The sequence below is a fragment of the Photobacterium japonica genome, from assembly GCF_050337005.1.
GTDB classification, from domain to species: Bacteria; Pseudomonadota; Gammaproteobacteria; order Enterobacterales; family Vibrionaceae; genus Photobacterium; species Photobacterium japonica.
This window is the reverse complement of sequence record NZ_JAKJSN010000026.1, coordinates 41,619-55,696: the sequence shown is the minus strand read 5'-3', so window position 1 is coordinate 55,696 and position 14,078 is coordinate 41,619. Positions and strand designations below refer to the sequence as shown.

The following is a 14,078-nucleotide window of genomic DNA, read 5'->3' as shown; positions in this document are numbered from 1 at the left end:
GCCCTAAGGCTCCTTTCAGACGGCATTACATATGTTTATGAGAATGCGTTTATGTGAATACGGTTATGCGATTGGGGTTATGAGCATGCGACCTCGGGTTCCGGTGTGCGTTGTAATCGACGACGCTGCATGGTGACGACCAAACCAAACAAGAAGAGAGCGGGGATCCAGAACCATTCTTTCGCACTGCGCTGCGCAGGGATGCGCAATTCCATGATTTCCTGATCAAACATCAAGCCCGATTTTTCTGCTGGACTGGAGAAGTGCACGATATCAATCAGGGTCTTACCGCTGTCTTGATACGTTTCAATACCCAGTGCCAGTTGTTTGTCTTCGCCGTTTTTACCTTCCGGAACTTCAAACAGGACAGAGAACTCACGCATGACGCCGACCGCATCTTCACCTTTAATACGCATGCGCAGCATATCGCCTTCATTCAAACTGTTCAGCTCTTCACTGAGCGATGTCGGAGACACATAGCGATAAGGATCGCTGACTTGGTCTTGCCAGAATCCCGGACGGAACAAGGTGAATGCGACCAATAACAGCAGAAGGGTTTCATACCAACGATTACGCGTCAGGAAGTAGCCTTGTGTGGCAGCGGCAAAGATCAGCATCGCAATGGTGGCTACCACGAAAATCAGCACACCGTGTGGCCAGTCGACATCAATCAACAATAAATCCGTATTGAAGATAAACAAGAAGGGCAAGGCGGCGGTACGCAAACTGTAGTAGAACGCGGTGATCCCGGTTTTGATCGGATCGCCTTTTGACACAGCCGCTGCCGCAAATGAAGCGAGTCCCACGGGTGGCGTCACATCCGCCATAATGCCGAAGTAAAACACAAACAAGTGCACGGCAATTAAAGGCACGATCAAACCTTGCTGCTGACCCAACACCACAATCACTGGGGCAAGCAGACTAGAAACGACGATGTAGTTTGCTGTTGTCGGTAAGCCCATACCCAGAATTAAACTTAGTAAGGCGGTGAGCAAAAGCATGAGCATAAGATTGCCCATCGACAGCATTTCAACCAGATCTGCCAAGACGAGGCCGACACCTGTTTGCGAGACGGCACCGACAATCACGCCCGCTGTGGCGGTAGCGATACCGATACCAATCATATTGCGCGCACCGGCAATTAAGCCTTCACGCAGATCAATCGCACCCTCTTGCACGGACCCATAGTGGTGTTTGCCATCAGTACGAAGCCAATTCAATAACGGGCGCTGTGTCAGCACGATAACCACCAGAATCATACTGCCCCAGAAGGCAGATAAGCCCGGTGATAGACGTTCGACCATCAAACACCACACCAGCACAATCACTGGCAACAAGTAATGCAAGCCAGACAGCAGGACTGCGCGCGTAGAGGGTAGAGTATTAAGGTCGGTGTCTTCTTCACTCGGTAGCGGATCATTCATCGCCGCAATTTTGAGTAAACCCAGATACGTAATGGCCAGCATTACGGCGACGCCCGGTAAGGTGTGATCACCCAGCAGAGGCTTGAGCCATCCAAGTCCGTAGTACACCGCCAGAGAAAGACCGCTGATCAGCGCGGTGCCGAAAGCAAAACCGGTCAAGCGTGCCAACCAAGGGCGTGATCCCGCAACCGCCAAGGGCTGCATACCCAGTTTAAGTGCTTCAAGGTGCACGATGTACAGTAAGGAAATATAGGAAATTGCAGCGGGTAAAAACGCGTGCTTAATGATATCGACGTACGGGATACCGACGTATTCAACCATCAAAAAGGCAGCGGCTCCCATCACCGGCGGCATAATTTGCCCATTCACAGAGGAGGCCACTTCTACGGCGCCGGCTTTCTCTGCACTGAAGCCCACTTTACGCATCATTGGAATGGTAAAAGTACCGGTAGTTACCACGTTCGCAATGGAGGAACCTGAAATGAGACCAGTCAAGCCAGAAGCAACCACGGCCGCTTTTGCCGGACCGCCGCGTAGGTGGCCCAACATGCTGAAAGCCAATTGAATGAAATAGTGGCCAGCACCGGCACGCTCTAGCAAGGCACCGAAAAGGACAAACAAGAACACGAAGCTGGTGGATACCCCCAGTGCGATACCAAAGACCCCTTCAGTGGTGATCCATTGGTGGTTTGCAAGGGCTGGGAATGGCACGCCACGGTGTGACAGTAACCCCGGCATCCAAGGCCCAGCGAGGCTGTAGATCAAGAAAAGGGTGGCGATAATAGGTAACGCTGGCCCTAATACGCGTCGGGCCGCTTCAAGCAATAGCGGAATACCGATGCAGGCGGTGATGAAATCTGCCGTAGTGAGGTTACCCGGACGTTGTGCGAGTTCGTTGTAGAACACAAATAAATACAGTGCCGCCGCCGCAGAAACCAAGCCCAATAAGAGGTCAAGGTGAGGCACGCGGTCACGCGGTGAGCGTTTACGTGCAGGGAAAACAAAGAAGGCCAATAGCAAAGCAAAAGCGAGGTGGATCGCACGGGTTTCGGTGTCGTTCATGACCCCGAAGCCGATAATGAAAGGAAGAGGAGAGGCGATCCAGAGCTGAAATAGGGACCAGCAGAGTGCGAGTGCGGTGATGACCGTCGCCATGATGCCAACAGGCAGTCTTGCTCCGACATCTTGCGCGATCAATTCTTCACTCGACAGGGTGTCTGGTGACAGTGTTTGGGTGTTATTCATTGTTTTTATCTCAATCTAAGGCAAGTGCTGTGCAGAGACAGCACTTGCTTGTAACGCGAGGTGTTGCCGTCGCTGTATACCGTTCGATATGATCTCGCTCGGTATTACAGCCAGCCTCGTTCCTTGTAATAACGCATCGCGCCGTCGTGCAGTGGCGCGGTGAGGCCATCCGCAATCATGGCTTTTTCATCCAGTGAGGCAAAAGCAGGGTGAAGGCGTTTGAAGCGATCTAAGTTGTCAAAAACAGATTTAACCAGTTGATAAACCAGTTCAGGATCCGTGTTGGCATGGGTAGAAAGTACCGCTTTACCGCCAAGGGAAGGCACCGGATCCGGGTTACCGCGGTACATGCCGCCAGGAATTTCCGCTTTGGTGAAATACGGTTTTTCCGCGACCAATGCGTCAATGATATCGCCAGTGACGGGTACGAAGACGGCATCAACGGTTGTAGTGGCTTCTTGGATCGCACCATTTGGGTGGCCGACAAAATAGCTCATGGCATCAATGTTGTTATCGGTCATCGCAGAGGCTTGCTCCGCCGGCTTCAGATCAGAGACCAACGCAAACACATCGTGATCCCACTTTTTCGCATCAATCAATTGCTCGAACGTATCGCGTTGGCCGGAGCCTGGATTACCGATGTTGACGCGTTTGCCTTTCAGGCTTTCAAAGTCAGAAATGTTGGCGTCTTTACGCGCAAGGATGGTGAAAATTTCGCTTTGTAGTGAGAAGACCGATCGGATGTCAGCCATTTTGCCTTGGCTGTTAAAAGGGGATTGTCCGTAAAGGGCTTTGTATTGATGATCCGACTGCATAACGCCGAAGTTATATTCACCAGTGCGGATGCCGTTTACGTTAGCGACACCACCACCACTGGCCGGTGCGTTGCATTTGATGTTGTGGCTATCTGCTCCACGGTTGACGAAGCGGCAAATTGACTGACCCGCGACATAATAGACGCCGGTTTGTCCGCCAGTGCCGATGGTAACGAATTGCTCGGTAGCGCTAGTGTTCTCACTGTATGAGAATGATGCGGTGGCGGCAATAATGCTGGCCACTAATGTTAGTCCTTTCATACTTCCTTTCCTGCCCAATCTAAAATTGAAATAATGGTGAATGAGTGACCTCTTAAATGGTGTGTAGAGGCGGTTTTACCGTATGTGATTGAGCAACGCGTGGGTTAACTCAATGTTCAGTGCACGTTATGTGTGCGTATGTGTGTTTTTTGGGTGTAATCGTTGTTTTGTGTTTGCGGTTTGTCTGGGTAACGTTAATCGATTTGCGTTCTTATGACGGGTTGATATAACTGATTAACTACCTATTTACGCATTGAATGTAAGGCTATTTTTGCAGGTTGGAAACCGTGTATTCTCACCATGAGGGAATGCGGGGGATATTGCGTGATTGTTACGCAGGCCATGGTTAATCGTCTGATTAATGTCACGTCGAGCGATATGATATAAAGTAAAATTTGATTAATGCCGTGCTATATCCTTCGTTAGGTGACAAAAAAGAGGAGGGAAGCGATAAATTAATCACGGGTTTTTCTTATTCTGAGAATGTTTTTCTCACAAGATGGGAAGGAATGCCCTCTACGAGGCGAGTCGACTATGATGATAGTCTGAATAAATTATCAATAGGATTGCGAGAATATGAAATAAACATATCTGCGCACTATTACATAGTAAAAGCTAATAAAATGAATAACTTGCTGTGTTATTGCGCAGTTAGGTGCTGGTAAGGGTGATCTTGATTCCAAATTATGGACATCGTTCTTCTTTACAGATTAATATGCTGATTTTGGAGGGAAATATGAAAAAATCACTATTCGCACTGGCACTTATTCCATCGTTCGCATTTGCGAACGTTATTCCAACCATTCAGGATGTGGTGAAATTAGCCGGTCCCTATGAGATCTCAGCAAGTGAAGCGCAAAGCTCTGTAATTCATCTTTATATACCTAAAGATGGTGTGGGTGTTGTGGGCATTCTGGGTGGCGATAAGTTCGCAGTAGCGGAAGATAATTCAGCGCACATTCAGTTGGAAATTACTGACACTGAAAACACGATTTTTATCGATAACAACATGAGTGCGGGTAAAGTATCAAGCATTGGTGTTGGTACGTATTGCGGTAACTCCATTTCTATTACTGTGCACAGTATTGGTACAGACAGTAAAGCTGAGCAGATTAAGCCGAAGCTATCTATTACCTCTACGGCATGTGCTGCGTCTATGGCGAAAAAGGCCGAGTAATCCAGCGCTATATCGATAGATGATGATGCCCAAGTGCGACTGTACTTGGGCATTATTTTTTATCGACTATTATAATCGGCTATTGTTAACTTTCCTGTCTTAACGCGTCTGTCGTTAACGTATGAAGGCTTCGTGGTGACTAAAAACCGCGACGGCGCCAAAAATCCCCTTCGTTTCTTTCATAAACAGTGAAGGTTTTCTCCGCAATCACTTTGCCATGCATTTCTAGCGTCATCCGCCAGTCGCCGACTTTGTCGCTGATCGGCGCCCAGATGGTATCACCGAGATAGAAATCCCAATCATTCGTACGAACATGGAGTTCACCATCAAACGGCGCTTGTTCATTACCGCTGTCATCCAGAATGCCGGGGTGGTAGATGCAGTAGCGAATTTTCTCACCGCGGGCTTTTTTGATATTGACCGTGAAACCAAATTCAATGTCGATTTCGGCCGGAATATCCGTAGTGAAGGTTTGAATTTTTGGTAAGTGTTTGGACTGGGCATCCCATGTGGAATGAATGCCATAGGTGTCCATACTGACAACAGGTTTTGATTTAGCCATGGGGTATGCGCGTGATATGAGTCAATAAATGAGGCGTGCAGTATATCACGCAACGTCTTGATGACTAAAAGATGCCGATGACTGTGTATTGCCGATAAGTGCCGAATAATCAGCACTTAGGGGAGAATTTGATGCACATACTCAGTCATTACTCGGCATCTGTCGCTGGTGAGATGCGCTGTAATGGTATTCAATCGCCGTCGCCATCGTTGTGACTGTCATTTCCACCCATGTCATCATCCGCTGGACTCCCTTTGGCATATTTGGCGCCAGCATCGTCATCGACGGGGGAGGCTTCTTGGCTTTGATCGACCAAGTTATCTGCTGTGTCGTTTTTTCCATTGAACATGTTCTTAAGCCACTCAAACATAGTCTACCCTTAGTGACAGTGTCACTGTGTGTTGTGAAGGTACGATTTAATTGTAGTGGTTGAAGTGTAGTTAGGTATCTTGATGAAGAGTGAAGTGATTGCAGAAAAAACGTTGGCGTATGTGAGAGTGACTGGCCCTTACGGCGAAAACTATGAATCGGCGCTGGATAATCTGTATCAGTGGGCAGGAGAACGCGGCTTACAAAACGGCCAGTGCTTGTTTATTTATCACGATGATCCCGATTTTGTCCCTGCGCAGCAATGCACGACTGATTTGTGTTTGACGGTACCGAGCGGCACGATGGTAGAGGGCGAGATTCACTTGCAGTCACTGCCTGCTGGCAAGTATTGGGTTATGCGCAAGATTGTGAAACATAAGAGTGAGTACAAAACACTGTGGGGATCGTTGAAAAAAACAGTGAAGGAATTGGGCTTACAAGTGGATAGCCGTCCCTGCTTTGAGCTGTACCACAGTTATGATGTGGATACGCACATGGGCGATGTCGGGTTTTATCTGGCGGTGAAAGATAAATAGCCAGTAAGCAGTAAGCCGAAAAAGCCATCCGAAAAAGTCGCCAGAAAAAAGCGACGAGAAGGAGCGTCCCTAGGAAAACAGGCCACCTGATATCATCAAGTAGCCTGTTTGTTTTTGTTCTCTATCTTAAATCGTTTTTTCGATTAGATAGCCGGTTGCGCCTGAACGGTCAGGTTGTTCAGCCAGCGCTGCTTGAGGTAGCGATTAAAGCACAGTGACAATTTCACCACTTCTTCAACCAACATCGCCAAGTACACCATGCCAAAGCTCCATTCACCGATAAACGCCCCATAAGCCGTGACGGGAATACCAATCATCCACATCGCGATGAAATCCATACGTAGGCAGAACAGGTTTTCACCGCCGGTACGTAAAATACCGTTAATGATGATCATGTTGAGCATACGCAAACTGATCCCCACACACATTACCAGCATGGCCGGTTGTGCATACGGCAGGTATTCCGTGGTATCTAAATTCAGCCAAGCCAATACGTAAGTATGGTTAATGTACAAGCAGAACCCCACGCCAATACCGATGATCAGGACAAACTTGATGAAGAACTTGGTCATCGCTTGGGCGGTATCAAATTCATCACGCCCCAAAGACTGGCCAATCAGTACGGAACAAGCCACTGAAATCCCCATGAAAATCGCATACAGCAGCGATTCAAACGGACCAATCATGCTGAAAACCGCCAACTCTGTGGTGCCCATATGACCAAAAATGATCTGGTAGGTCAGGGTACCCAACGCCCATAACAGCGCATTCAATGAGTGCGGGATTGCCAGCTTACGGTAAGTCATCCATAAGGTTTGGTGACGTGGAATTGCACGGCTGGTCAGTAGCCAGTGTTGACGGTATACCAAGACGCCCCACATCAGCAGAACCTGTGCAAATCGCGCAATGGTGGTTGCCAGCGCAGCACCCGCAACGCCCATCGCAGGAATTCCCCAACCGCCTTTAATCAATAAAAAGTTCAGCGAAATATTAATTGCGATAGTGATGGCGCCCAAAATTAAAGGCAGCATCGCATCCCCGCTTGATCGCAGGCTAGATTCAGTCGTAATAATGACATGGGTCAAGATTAGTACCGGGAAACTGTACCAAAGGTATTGCGCACCTTGTTCAATAACCTGAAAATCATTAGTTTGCAGCTGCATGATTTGTGGAGCAAAAACGGTAATGGCAAACGTAACGGGCACCATAATGATGGCACCGAATTTCATCGCTTGCACGGTCACCGTTTTCGCATGCACTTTGTCATTTTTGCCCCAGTATTGAGAGACAAGCACACCATTGGCCGATGCAAGGCCCGCCATGATCATGATCGCGACGAAATGCCATTTCGAGGCAATGCCGACAGAGGCGGTGGCGGCTTGGCCAAAATCGCTGACCATCAAGACATCGGCGAGCGCCAAAATGGCCACCAATGCACTTTGAATGGCTACCGGAAAAGCCAGTTTTGCCACACGGGAAAATAGCCCGATGGGTAGTGCGGTTTGTGTGTTACGTGGTGTGGTCATGATTACCTACAGATCAGAACAATGTGCAGAAAAAGGGATAAAAACGCTTACTGATTTATGCGGCAACTATAACGAAGCAGGGAATGAAGCGACATGTTAAAAAAACCAGAAAACCTGTGCGGATCTGTCAACGTGGGATTGGCGCTCCCGGCGCAACGGACCCAATGGCAGGAAGTGGTTTATCTTGCAGAGGCGTGTAAAGAACGCTTTCTCACCCAATCAGATTTGCCTGAACTGGTGGACAATGGGTTCTTCATGGCGGGATTAGCTGATCTGTCAGAAGGTTATGAAATTGAGCGGGTACAAACCTTTCATCATACACTGCTGTTTACCTTGGAAGGCATGGGCAAATTGACGACTCCCGAACGGGAGTATTGTCTGTTGCCGAATACGTTAACGGTATTGCCAGTCGGCAAGCCGTTTCGTTTTGAACTTAAAGATGCCGATAAAAGTTGGAAGATGGCGTGGGTGTTATTGCAGCCGAGTGAAAAATGGCAGCCCTTAGCGATGAATGGCCAGCGGGTTGAACAATCGCGGGTGTGTGAGCAAGTATGGTCGGTGATGAACTTACTACACAGTGAAGTGGGTGGGCGCTCAAGTTACCGGAAGTTGTTTGCCAGTGAATTGTCGCGATTGTTGTTGGGCTCGGCGACGATGGCGCCATCTAACTCGGTACTGCGTGTACAAAGTATCTTCAATGACATTGAATCTCAGCTGCACTTAAACTGGACGGTAAAAGGCATAGCGAAGCAGTGCTATTTAAGCACTGAACAGTTAAATCGTATCACCAAGCAGCTCTATCAGTGCTCGACCCAGCAAAAGCTGATTGAATTGCGCATGGAAAAAGCGGTCGATTTATTGCAAAACCGCGAATGGACCGTAGGCATGGTGGCATTACGACTGGGTTATCAAGACCCGTTTAATTTTACCCATCGCTTTCGTCAGTATCATGGGTGTTCACCCCGTGAGTACCGCAAACGCTTATTTGGTTAATGATCAGTTACCTTAGGCCAACTTACCGTGGATAAAGCTGCGCGGTGTGTGTCCGGTGTGCTGTTTAAAGAACGCAATAAACGCACTGTCGGAGGAAAATTCAAGCCAATGGGCTACCTCACCAACCGGTCGGTGTTGCGACAGTAATTCAATGGCTTTGAGCAATCGCCACTGTTGTCGCCATTCTTGATATGACATCCCCGTTTCTGTTTTAAACTGTCGTGTGACTGTTTTTGTGCTCGCACCGACAGAATTGGCCAGGGTGGTAATTGACGGCGGTAAAAAATCGTCTTCAAGTTGTTGTTCGCGAAACGTTTGGAAGCGTTGGCTGGTGGGTAACGGCAACTGAAATGTTTGCCGCTGCGCCGCATCGAATTCCTCCCAGAATAATGCGACGGTTTTTATCATGGCTTCTTTCGATGTATCCCACGGCCACAATGCCATTTTATCGATCAATGCTTTCAGTAGATCATCCACCTCAATCATTGTCAGTGTGTCAGGGAAATTGAAATCTGCACAGTCAAAATACAGTGAACGATAGGCCACCACGTTTGTCATCTTTGCGCGATGTGGCGTATGGGGTGGGATCCACACCGCCTTTGTCGGTGGCAAGATACAAATCGCATCCTTCAACTCGAAATGCATACAGCCTGCCGGCGCATACAGCAGTTGACCTTTGTTGTGCTGGTGTATGCCAGAGTCATGCTGGCCAACGTCGGCGGCGATTCCCACCACGTAAGCAGAAATGGTGTCGGCATCGAAGGGGGTATGTTCATTAATCAGGGCCATTTGTCCGAATCTTGATGTTTTTGGTTTTAATGTTGTTAATAGGCAGAGCATAACGCCCCCTATACTGCACGCCAAGCATATTCATGAAGAAACGAGGACACAATGAAGAGAATGCCTTCTTTATGGCTGATGGTAGTCATGCTGATGTTTCCGCAAATTGTTGAAACGATTTATAGCCCGGCACTAGGCAGCCTTGCTCACCGTTTTGCGGTCAGTGATGCTCAGGCGGCACAAACCTTGTCGGTGTATTTTTTGGCTTTTGCGCTAGGTGTGGTGGTGTGGGGGATTGCCGCTGACAAATGGGGACGCCGCCCGACCATGCTGTTAGGGCTGTTGATTTACTCCTGCGCAGCGGGGTTGGCGATGTATACGGACAGCTTTGCCGTGATTCTACTTGCCCGTGCTATCAGTGCGTTTGGTATTGCGGTGGGATCGGTGGTTACACAAACCATGCTGCGCGATGTCTTTGATGGTGAAGCTTTAGGGAAAGTCTTTAGCTTGATGGGAATGGGTATCGCGATCAGTCCTGTGCTTGGCATGTTATTGGGCGGTCAACTGGCACAGATGGGGGGATACCGATGGGTATTCATGGCCCTTCAGATGATGGCATTGACGTTATTGCTCTATAACGTGTTTATGTTGCCTGAAACACAGACGCAAAGACAAACGGCAGCACAGCCGATGGGGCTCTGGGGATTAGTCCTGAAAATGGTCAGCGATCGTCACATTTGGCAATCGGCATGGTTAGTTGCTCTATATAATATTGCTTTGTTTTCGTACTACCAATTAGGCCCCTTTGTGTTCACTCATTTGGGACTGAATGCGGAACAATTTGGCTATAGCGGAGTGGTGTTGGGTGGCAGTACCTTGGCGGGCAGTTATATCAATCGAATGTTACTGTCGAAGTGTGTGTCACAACAGGTATTGCTGCGTTTGTCTGCCGCCTTATTAACGGTGGGTGCCCTGGGCGTGTTCGTTGTGGGTGATACGCTGTTAATGGGGTGTATACCCGTGTTCTTAATTCCCATGGTCTGTGTTGTGGCCGCATTCGGTATTGCGATCCCGAATGTATTGAGCCAAGCCTTGGTGGCATATAAGCAGCAAGCGGGCAGTGCGGGGGCGATATTGGGTTTGATGTATTACGTGTTAATTGGTGTTGGATTAACCTTAGCAGGCAGCGTACAAGCGTTAGGGAGTGTACTTATCGTTTGTGCTGTTATCACATTGGGTGTGACCTTCTTATCTTGCCATGTTAACCGAGCTGAGCAAGCGCAATCCCGTATTGGCTAATTGTCTAAAGAAAAGCCGGTCACGTTTAACGCGACCGGCTTTTTCTCACACGGTTGACGACGGGCTTACTGACGCTTTGGTTGCTGGTAAGTACGGCCAGCGGTTTGATAAACGTCTTTTTGCTTCATATCAAACATTGAAGAGAAGAACCAAGCGACAAATTTGATCACATCGTCACCGACGTTCATGATCCACTCGACGTATTCTTCTTGTTCGCCGTTGTCATTTTCTTCCATCGAAATGTGATAGATACGTTGTTCACCGTCAATTTCAGCAAGGTTAAACTGACCTGTTAGTGATTCAGCCGCTTCTACGACATCTGCATCTTCACACGCTTTCAGTGCATTAAGCACTTCAGGCAGGGTTTGCATTTCACACAGTGTTTTAACCAGCGCTTCAAATTGATCATGTTGCATTTCATTTACCTCAAAAATACCCATTGGTATGAACAGTTATTGTACCAGCGGAAAGAACCGCTGAAGCAGGAATCTTTCAAATAAATAGGCCAGTTGTTGGTTTGTTGTACGTTTATTGCGCATGGTTGGCCGATGGGGATCTCCCCCCGAAGGGAGCCTGCGGTTATTCACGGATGAAGAAATTGTCAAAATTGCTTGTGCTACCACAAACATACCTGTTGGTTAACCGTGAAGAGAAAAAGTATGAAATACATAACAGTATGTCGCGGCCATCATTGCTAGCAACGGAGATAGCGTGGTGTCAGGTCGCATTTTGTAGGGGGAACAATGGCGTTTAATTGGTGCATTTAATCAACGAAACGTGATTGATGGCTCCGCCAACCTCTACGCCCCTAGTCTACGCCTTGCAATCACGAAGGGGGGAGGGTTTGAATGTGTAGACCGTATGAATAATGGCGGTATGCCCACTATTCAGAGAAGTTTATTGTGAAACGAAATCAACGCACTCTTATCGCTTTAGCCATTGCAGCCTCGTTAGTTGCTTGTACAACAGCAGATAGCACATCAGACCTGGCGACTGATAATACAGCAATTGCAAGTACCGATACGGCCTATGCCTGTGACAGCCTGATGACGGCGAAGACAGACGATCTGCGTATTTATCAGATCATGGTGGAAAGCTTTGTTGATGGCGATAAAGCGGTGGGCCATGGTACGGGTTATGGCACGAGCCATCACAGTGGTGATCTACAAGGGATCATTGATTCACTGGACTACATTCAGTCGCTGGGTATGAATGCGATTTGGCTGACACCGATTTTTGAATCTATTCCGGTTGAAGGCCAAGCGCACTGGGCAGATCGCTTGGATGCGACAGGCTATTTTGCCAGTGACTATTTCAAGATCGATCCACGTTTTGGCACGCTAGAACAAGCCCGCGAATTGGTCGAGCAAGCACATGCTAAAGGCCTGTATGTGTTCTTTGATGGGGTGTTTGGTCATCACAAAGGCAACGTGGTTCCATCACCGCAAGGGCATTTGCCTGTGGGTGAAAATAATCCGGTGAGCTACCCAGAAAGTCTTGCATTCTATGAAGAAGTGGCGAGTTACTGGGTGAAAGAGTTGAAGATTGATGGTTGGCGTCTGGATCAAGCCTATCAAGTCCCGACGGATGCGTGGAAAACGATCCGTCAGCGTGTGGATGAAGCCTCTCAGTCGGTGACCTATGTGAATGATAAAGGGGAAACGGTACACCCGCTGGGCTACATGGTGGCGGAAATTTGGAATAACGAACAGTACATCACAGAAACAGGTTACGGACCAGAAGGTGATCCAGCACTGTGTTCAGCGTTTGATTTCCCGATGCGTTTTCGTGTGGTTGAAACCTTTGCGGTCAACGAAAGCGGTGTGAGTCGTAAAGGCGGTGAGTGGCTGAACGACGGTATGGCGCTACATAGCCAGTATCCAGAGCATGCCAAGCCGAACTTGATGCTGGGCAACCATGATGTTGTGCGTTTTGGGGACCTATTACAACGCGGCGGTATTGCTTCACCTGAGCAAGCGGAATATTGGCAACGGCATAAGGCAGCCCTGTCATTCCAAGCCGCGTATACCGGCCCCATTACCTTGTATTACGGGGAGGAAATCGGTGATCAAGTGGACGGTTTTGCCCAAAAAATCAAAGAAGATTGTGCTATTGATGGATTGTGTGATGACCATGTCGCCCGTACCAGTGCCAATATTGATGGCGTGACGGCGTCACTAACAGAAGGGCAAGCTGACCTGAAACACTACGTGTCGTCACTGATGGCATTGCGCGAGCAGCACCCCGCATTATCAAAAGGGGTGCGTACCAATGTGATGGCGACAGAAAGCGTGTATGTGGATCACAAGCAAGCCGATGATGAAGCGCTACTGTACATGGTGAGTACCACGGACAACGCAGCGACGATCACGCTTGATGCTAACGCTATTGGATCGCAAGGCAACCTCCGTGATCTGCTAACGGGTGACGTATTCACGTTACATAACGGTGAGTACACGATTCCATTAGCGGGTTTTGCTCCTCGCTTCCTCAGCATTGAAACGCCAACGGATGCGGGTGTTGCGCAGCAGTCTGTGGCATCCGTGTCGCTGGTGGGCGAAGGGGTCATGGCACAATGTGATAACCCGACCGTTGAAGGCAGTGGCCCTGTTGGCGAGACATTGTATGTGGTGGGTGATTTTGCGGATGCAGGTTGGAAACAGAAACCGCATCGCGCTTACCAGTACAAAGGGATCATCGACGGAAACCACGTGTATCAGGTTGTTGTTGATGAAAAAGCCGGTGCATTTAAGATGCAGTACGCCAGCAAAGATTGGAATCCACAGTATACCGCAGAGGGGATGGCGCTGAAGGCGGGCGTGACTGAGGCGCTCATCGCGGGCGGTTACGGTAAAGATACCGCCGTAACCTTACCGCAAGCGGGTCAATACGTGTGGAGCTTAACCTTCAGTGAGCGTGGAGAACCTAAGCAAATCATGGTGTCAAAATGCAACTAGGGCAATATCACTGATTCGTTGTTGATGTAACCAGAAGTAAAGGGGGTGTTGCGCTCCCTTTTTTTATTTGTGAGAGGGTTGTACATAAAAAACTTTTGTACAAAGTGATCGAATACACTACCTTGGTTGTACAA

Annotated in this window: 12 protein-coding genes; 5 read left to right on the top strand and 7 right to left on the bottom strand. The window is 48.6% G+C overall.

The window, feature by feature from the left end:
* Positions 1-77: 77 nt before the first annotated feature.
* Both L4C36_RS11625 and L4C36_RS11620 read right to left on the bottom strand, forming a co-directional pair.
* A complete protein-coding gene (locus tag L4C36_RS11625) occupies positions 78-2,669 on the bottom strand; it encodes a TRAP transporter permease (RefSeq protein WP_428477966.1) in 2,592 nt (863 codons plus the stop codon).
* A 104-nt stretch (positions 2,670-2,773) separates the two neighbouring features.
* Positions 2,774-3,745, bottom strand: a complete 972-nt coding sequence (locus L4C36_RS11620; RefSeq protein WP_428477965.1) for a TAXI family TRAP transporter solute-binding subunit — start codon at positions 3,743-3,745, stop codon at positions 2,774-2,776.
* Between the two features lie 736 nt (positions 3,746-4,481).
* Between L4C36_RS11620 and L4C36_RS11615 the strand changes: the two genes are divergently transcribed.
* Positions 4,482-4,922, top strand: coding sequence for a hypothetical protein (locus L4C36_RS11615; RefSeq protein ID WP_428477964.1), 441 nt, complete (start codon positions 4,482-4,484; stop codon positions 4,920-4,922).
* Positions 4,923-5,061: 139 nt separating this feature from the next.
* On the opposite strand, the gene L4C36_RS11610 is transcribed toward L4C36_RS11615, so the two are convergent.
* Both L4C36_RS11610 and L4C36_RS11605 read right to left on the bottom strand, forming a co-directional pair.
* A complete protein-coding gene (locus tag L4C36_RS11610; protein ID WP_428477963.1) occupies positions 5,062-5,484 on the bottom strand; it encodes a DUF3859 domain-containing protein in 423 nt (140 codons plus the stop codon).
* A gap of 190 nt (positions 5,485-5,674) precedes the next feature.
* Positions 5,675-5,854: a hypothetical protein gene (locus tag L4C36_RS11605; RefSeq protein ID WP_428477962.1), complete on the bottom strand. Its 180-nt coding sequence runs from the start codon at positions 5,852-5,854 to the stop codon at positions 5,675-5,677.
* Positions 5,855-5,936: 82 nt separating this feature from the next.
* On the opposite strand from L4C36_RS11605, the gene L4C36_RS11600 reads away from it, so the two are divergent.
* Positions 5,937-6,389: an AraC family transcriptional regulator gene (locus L4C36_RS11600; RefSeq protein ID WP_428477961.1), complete on the top strand. Its 453-nt coding sequence runs from the start codon at positions 5,937-5,939 to the stop codon at positions 6,387-6,389.
* A gap of 143 nt (positions 6,390-6,532) precedes the next feature.
* Here L4C36_RS11600 and L4C36_RS11595 read toward each other — a convergent pair whose 3' ends face one another.
* Positions 6,533-7,915, bottom strand: a complete 1,383-nt coding sequence (locus tag L4C36_RS11595; RefSeq protein WP_428477960.1) for an MATE family efflux transporter — start codon at positions 7,913-7,915, stop codon at positions 6,533-6,535.
* A 93-nt stretch (positions 7,916-8,008) separates the two neighbouring features.
* On the opposite strand from L4C36_RS11595, the gene L4C36_RS11590 reads away from it, so the two are divergent.
* Positions 8,009-8,908 (top strand): AraC family transcriptional regulator, encoded by a 900-nt coding sequence (locus L4C36_RS11590; protein ID WP_428477959.1) that lies wholly within the window; start codon positions 8,009-8,011, stop codon positions 8,906-8,908.
* A gap of 12 nt (positions 8,909-8,920) precedes the next feature.
* On the opposite strand, the gene L4C36_RS11585 is transcribed toward L4C36_RS11590, so the two are convergent.
* A complete protein-coding gene (locus L4C36_RS11585) occupies positions 8,921-9,697 on the bottom strand; it encodes an AraC family transcriptional regulator (RefSeq protein ID WP_428477958.1) in 777 nt (258 codons plus the stop codon).
* A 102-nt stretch (positions 9,698-9,799) separates the two neighbouring features.
* Here L4C36_RS11585 and L4C36_RS11580 point away from each other — a divergent pair, with 102 nt between their 5' ends.
* Positions 9,800-10,987, top strand: coding sequence for a multidrug effflux MFS transporter (locus L4C36_RS11580; RefSeq protein WP_428477957.1), 1,188 nt, complete (start codon positions 9,800-9,802; stop codon positions 10,985-10,987).
* Positions 10,988-11,052: 65 nt separating this feature from the next.
* Here the strand turns inward: L4C36_RS11580 and L4C36_RS11575 are convergent, their stop codons facing one another.
* Complete coding sequence (locus tag L4C36_RS11575) at positions 11,053-11,403, bottom strand: hypothetical protein (RefSeq protein ID WP_428477956.1); 351 nt, start codon at positions 11,401-11,403, stop codon at positions 11,053-11,055.
* Positions 11,404-12,033: 630 nt separating this feature from the next.
* Between L4C36_RS11575 and L4C36_RS11570 the strand changes: the two genes are divergently transcribed.
* Positions 12,034-13,944 (top strand): alpha-amylase family glycosyl hydrolase, encoded by a 1,911-nt coding sequence (locus tag L4C36_RS11570; RefSeq protein ID WP_428477992.1) that lies wholly within the window; start codon positions 12,034-12,036, stop codon positions 13,942-13,944.
* The last annotated feature ends 134 nt before the right edge of the window (positions 13,945-14,078 follow it).